This is a genomic window from Brachyspira pilosicoli (assembly GCF_008016535.1).
Taxonomy (GTDB): Bacteria; Spirochaetota; Brachyspiria; order Brachyspirales; family Brachyspiraceae; genus Brachyspira; species Brachyspira pilosicoli_A.
In genome coordinates this window covers 1-5,118 of record NZ_SAXY01000033.1, presented here as the reverse complement: position 1 = coordinate 5,118, position 5,118 = coordinate 1, and the positions used below count along the sequence as shown (strand labels likewise).

The 5,118-nt window shown below is 26.8% G+C and carries 4 protein-coding genes and 1 pseudogene; all 5 read right to left on the bottom strand.

The genetic code is table 11. The annotated features are described in order from the left end of the window. Positions 1 to 230 precede the first annotated feature (230 nt). Positions 231 to 940: pseudogene (locus tag EPJ72_RS13740) on the bottom strand (aldo/keto reductase); the annotation flags it as partial. An 11-nt stretch (positions 941 to 951) separates the two neighbouring features. Next, positions 952 to 2,580 (bottom strand): AMP-binding protein, encoded by a 1,629-nt coding sequence (locus EPJ72_RS05355; RefSeq protein ID WP_199749267.1) that lies wholly within the window; start codon positions 2,578 to 2,580, stop codon positions 952 to 954. A 24-nt stretch (positions 2,581 to 2,604) separates the two neighbouring features. After that, positions 2,605 to 3,261: a hemolysin III family protein gene (locus tag EPJ72_RS05350; RefSeq protein ID WP_147731180.1), complete on the bottom strand. Its 657-nt coding sequence runs from the start codon at positions 3,259 to 3,261 to the stop codon at positions 2,605 to 2,607. A 55-nt stretch (positions 3,262 to 3,316) separates the two neighbouring features. Further along, positions 3,317 to 3,769: a dual specificity protein phosphatase family protein gene (locus EPJ72_RS05345; protein WP_147731179.1), complete on the bottom strand. Its 453-nt coding sequence runs from the start codon at positions 3,767 to 3,769 to the stop codon at positions 3,317 to 3,319. 252 nt (positions 3,770 to 4,021) lie between these two features. Beyond that, entirely contained in the window at positions 4,022 to 4,870 is an 849-nt protein-coding gene (locus tag EPJ72_RS05340; protein ID WP_147731178.1) for an HAD-IIIA family hydrolase, read from the bottom strand. Between the last annotated feature and the right edge of the window lie 248 nt (positions 4,871 to 5,118).

The following is a 5,118-nucleotide window of genomic DNA, read 5'->3' as shown; positions in this document are numbered from 1 at the left end:
TATTGTTTAAAATATATAAAAGTGATAAAAAGCATAGTTTCCAAAGAAAGTTTTCTTGGTCTGCCATTATTAAAACCTTTATATACTTTTCTTAATTCTTCTAAAAGAAATAAATATGTTTTTTTAAGCCAATCACACTTTGACAATCAATCATTTTTATAAAATCCTTTTTTACGAATATATTAACATAATTCTTACTTCTTTGAAACTATAAATTGATTTGTCAAGTACTTTTGAAACAAGTCTATTATAAAAGCTAATGCTATTTGACTAGCAGTTGCATTATGTTTTTTTGCTATATTTTTAATAACATTATTGTTTAATAAATCTTTTCCCAAATCTCCAGCCTGTGCCAAAGGACAATAAGCCATTAATACTATATTTCTCTCAAGCATATAAGAAGCCAAACCAAAATCAACACCTCGTGAAGCTAAATGATATAATACCTGATTAACTGCACATTTATCTCCGTTTTTTATATTCTCAAGCTCTTTCATATCATCAATATCAAAATTAGAAACTCCCCAATCTCTTATAAGCCCATCTTTTTTAGCCTCTTCCATACATTCAACTGTTTCTTTTAATGGTACTCTCCCCCTCCAATGAAGCAAATACATATCTAAATAATTAAGCCCTAAACGACTTAGAGATTTTTTTAAACTAGTAAATAAATTATCCCTGCCTGCATTATGAGGATAACTTTAGAAACTATAAAAAACTCTTTTCTATTTATGCATGCTTTTTTTAAAGCTTCTCCAACTACTATCTCAGCTCCTCCCTCTCCATACATCTCTGCAGTATCTATTAGCCTTACTCCGTTTTTTAAAGCACAATATACAGCATTAATTTCTATACTGCTTTTACTCTCATTCTCCCCCATTCTCAAAGTACCTATTCCAAATTTAGGCATAATATTCGAAGATTTTAAAATATAATTCATTAGCCAAATATTTATTTATATAAAAATCTTTTAATCTTTTTAGTAGGATTCTTTTCAAACTCTTCTTTTTGTATTTCAAAACTAGAAATCCTCGCAAAATCTGGAAGAAGTTTATTAAGATTATTTCTCACTTCCTCTAATTTTGTTTTTATCTCTTCATCATTGAAATCTTTTATTTGCTCAGCATCTAAATATACTAAAGCACAAAGTTTATTTTCCCTTTGAACAATTAAAGATTCTAATATATAAGGCATAGTATTTAATTTACTTTCAAGCTCTTCAGGATAAATATTTTGTCCGCTAGGTCCAAGAAGCATATTTTTACTTCTTCCCCTTATAAATATTCTCTTTCCATCTACAAGCACACCCAAATCATTAGTTCTAAGCCAACCATCGCGAGATAAAACATCTGTAGTAGCTTTAGGGTTTTTGTAGTAGCCAAGCATAACGTTTTCACCCTTAACCATAATATCCCCAACTTCTTCAGGGCTGTTAGAATCAATTTTTATCTCTAATGTGTCTATTATGCATCCGCAGCTTCTTGCCACATGCTTATCCCAAGGTGCATAACTAATAAGAGGACCGCATTCTGTCATACCATAACCAACAGTAAACTTAAAACCTATATCCATTAAAAACTTTTCAACTTCTTCATTTAAAGCACTTCCTCCAAGTATTACCTCATGGAAGTTAGCACCAAAAGATTCTGTTAATTTATCTCTAATTTTATTTTTTAATATTTTGGATATAAAAGGCAAAGTTAATAGTTTCTTCATAACAGGCTTATCTATTGTAGGCTTTAATTTTTTGAAATAAATCTTTTCCAAAATTAAAGGAACCATAAGTATTAAATTTGGTTTTACCTCATCAAAAGCCTTAAGCAAAATATTAGGACTAGGTATAGCACTAAGCATATATATACAAGCACCTTTTGAGAAAGGAAATAAAAAGTCAAACAAACAGCCAAATACATGTGCTAATGGCAAAAAAGAAAGTATATGGTCATTTGGTTTTATAGGCATATTGTCTATTGCAAATCTTATATTGGCAGCAAGTGAATTATGATTAAGCATAACTCCTTTACTAAAACCTGTAGTGCCTGAAGTATATATTATAGTAGCCAAAGTGTCATTTTCAAACATTGTTAATGAAAAAGTTTCTCTGCTGAAATTTTCTAATTGCACATCAAGAATCTCATTATATTCTTCTGTTAAATCATTTTTATGGTCAAATATAGTTAAATTATCCAAATAAAATATTCTATTTAAAAAACTAAATTTTTCTTTGTCAATTTTTTCTATTATATTTTTATCCATAAAAAGATATTTAGAGCCAGAATCATTTAATATAGAAATAATATCATCTTTGGCAAAATCAACTAATATAGGCACAACTACAGCACCATAGCTTACTATAGATAAATAAGTTAAAGCCCAATTAGCAGAGTTAGAACCGCATAATGCAATTTTGTCTCCTTTATATATTTCCATTCTTTTAAATATAGTATGCATTTTTAATATATGTTTAGCCACATCAGAATATTTAAAAAAATTATCCTTACCATAATCACAAAAAGCGTTAATATCCCAATTTTCTTTAATAGAGTTAAAAATATACTCAGTCAATTTTTCATTAATCATAAACAAATCTCCTTAAAAAAAATATTAAACTATATTAGCAACATATCTAAACATAAAAACAGCATGACATATATTAGACAAAATTAAAAGAGAATAAAAGAGAGGAAGAAATAAAGTATATCTTTTATTAACTTCATACATAGCAAGCCTATAAAATACCATAGCAATATTTAAAAGTAAAAAAGCAGTTAAATAAAGTATAGCTCCATACTCCCCAACAGCCAAAGCAATTTTTTGTATAGCAATAAGCCAAACCCAATTTAGAAGGAAGTAATATATAGTTTCTGTAAATCCTCTCCACCTATAGCTAAATACACTTCTTAAAGTAATACCAAGTACACAAAGTCCCGTAATAATTCCAAAAAAACTCCAACCCCAACCATTTTGAAGCAATATCAAACAAGGAGGTATATAAACTCCCCATATCATCATAATAAAAAAAGCATGTGAAAGTATATAAAATACTTTTTTAGCCTTGTTGTTGAAGGGAAAAAAATGATATATAGAATTAATTATGTAAAATATTATTAAAAAACTAGAATAAAGTGAAAAAGAAGTTACTTCTATACCTGTTTTAGAATTTACTATCAAAACAACTAAAACAGCAATAGCTGAACTTGCACATATTATGCATATAATAGCACATATTATTGAAACATTTTTTTTAATTAAAACACTCATAGTTCTATCTTATATTTTATTTAATATAAAGTAAATGGTAATTTTTAACTATTTGCTAAAATTGCATTATGTCATTCCAATACTTATCAAAGTATCTATACATACCTAATCCAGCAGAAAAATAACTATAAATTTTGTGAAAATCTTTTGAAGCCTCTTTAAGAGAAGAATTATTAATATAACCTTTCTTAGCCATATAAAGCAAACATATAGAAGGCGAACGCGACATACCAAAATTACAATGAACCAACACTTTTTTATCTTTAATTTTTCTATCTATAAAATCTATAGACCTTTTAATCATAGGTGAAGCATAATCATAGGAAAGACTAGATATATCAAGCAAGTTTAAATACAAATCATCATTATTCTCATAAAAAGTTTTGTTTCCAACAGCACCATTAACACCTCGTACAAAACAACTTTGACAAGCATGCACTATAGCCCCATCAAAAACGCTGCAATCATGGTCATTTCCTACATATAAATTATGACAAAGCTCAAACATAAAAATCTCCAATTATTATACTATATATAAACAACTATATTTTGTCAAAAATATTTTTTAAGTTTTTTGTTTGCGGTGGCTTTGCCCCGCACCCCACTTCTTTTATTGGTATAAAAGAAGCAAAAGAACTGCATTTAGCTAAAATTTATATTTTATGCTACATTTAATATATATTCAAAAAATATAAAGCACTTGAACTTTTTACTTATTTGATGGAGTCCACACTATATAAGGCAAAATTTCTAGTATATACTATACCAAAAATGAATATATCTCATTAACTTCTACTACATTATTAGTATTAACTATATCATATACATCAGTCTTTATTAGTAAAGTTTTTAAAAAAGGTATTTTTATAATATCGCTGTCCCTATCCCCTATCATAAAAGAAGAAGTTAAATCTATGTTATATTTTTTACAAGCAATCAAATGCATAGCAGCCTCTGGTTTCCTTAATACAGAAAGAAGTTTATATTCTTCAACATTTCCTTTTATATGATACGGACAATAATAAAAATCATCTATAATGGCATCGTGTTTTTTATATTCTTCGTAAAGATAGTTATGAACATTTTTTACATCATCATTTGTATAATAATTGTAAGAAACTCCAGCCTGATTTGTGGTTACTATTGTAATATAATTTTTTTTGTTGGCATGTTTTACTATATTTATAAATTCTTTTTTTATTTTTACTATCTCAACTTCTCCAATATATCCAACATCTTCCATAAGCACACCATCTCTATCTAGAAACAAGGCTTTATTAACTTTCTTATTTGTATCTGGAATATATAAAGGTATGCCGTATAGATTATTATTATTAAATGCTTCATCTATAACCAAATTAAAACTTTCATTATATTCAAATACTTTATTATCATACACAATTAAATTTGATATAGAATATCCAGACAAAGGATTTTGAATATTATCTTTTATTATCTTGTAGTTATCATCTATAGTATATAATTTATCTTTATTGTCAAAATCAAATGTAAGCCCAACAACTGCTGCTTTGCTATTATTTAAATTATTATAAAATAAAAGAAAAAAACTTTTTATTTTATCGTATACTATTTTATCAAAATTATTCATAGCTAATAATATATTATAGTTTTATCAATATTTCAAATAAATAAAATTGTTTAGGAGTATGAGATATTGGACATTTTTTAGTATAAAAAAAGCAGTATCCTTGTTATAATATTTTGAACATAAAACAAATAAAAAGGATGCTACTATGAAAAGAGATTATAGCACAGAATTTAAATTATTTATAGTGGATGAAGCATTAGAAACTAAAAATATTAAAAGATTTCTAAAGATAGAAGAAATACCCAAAT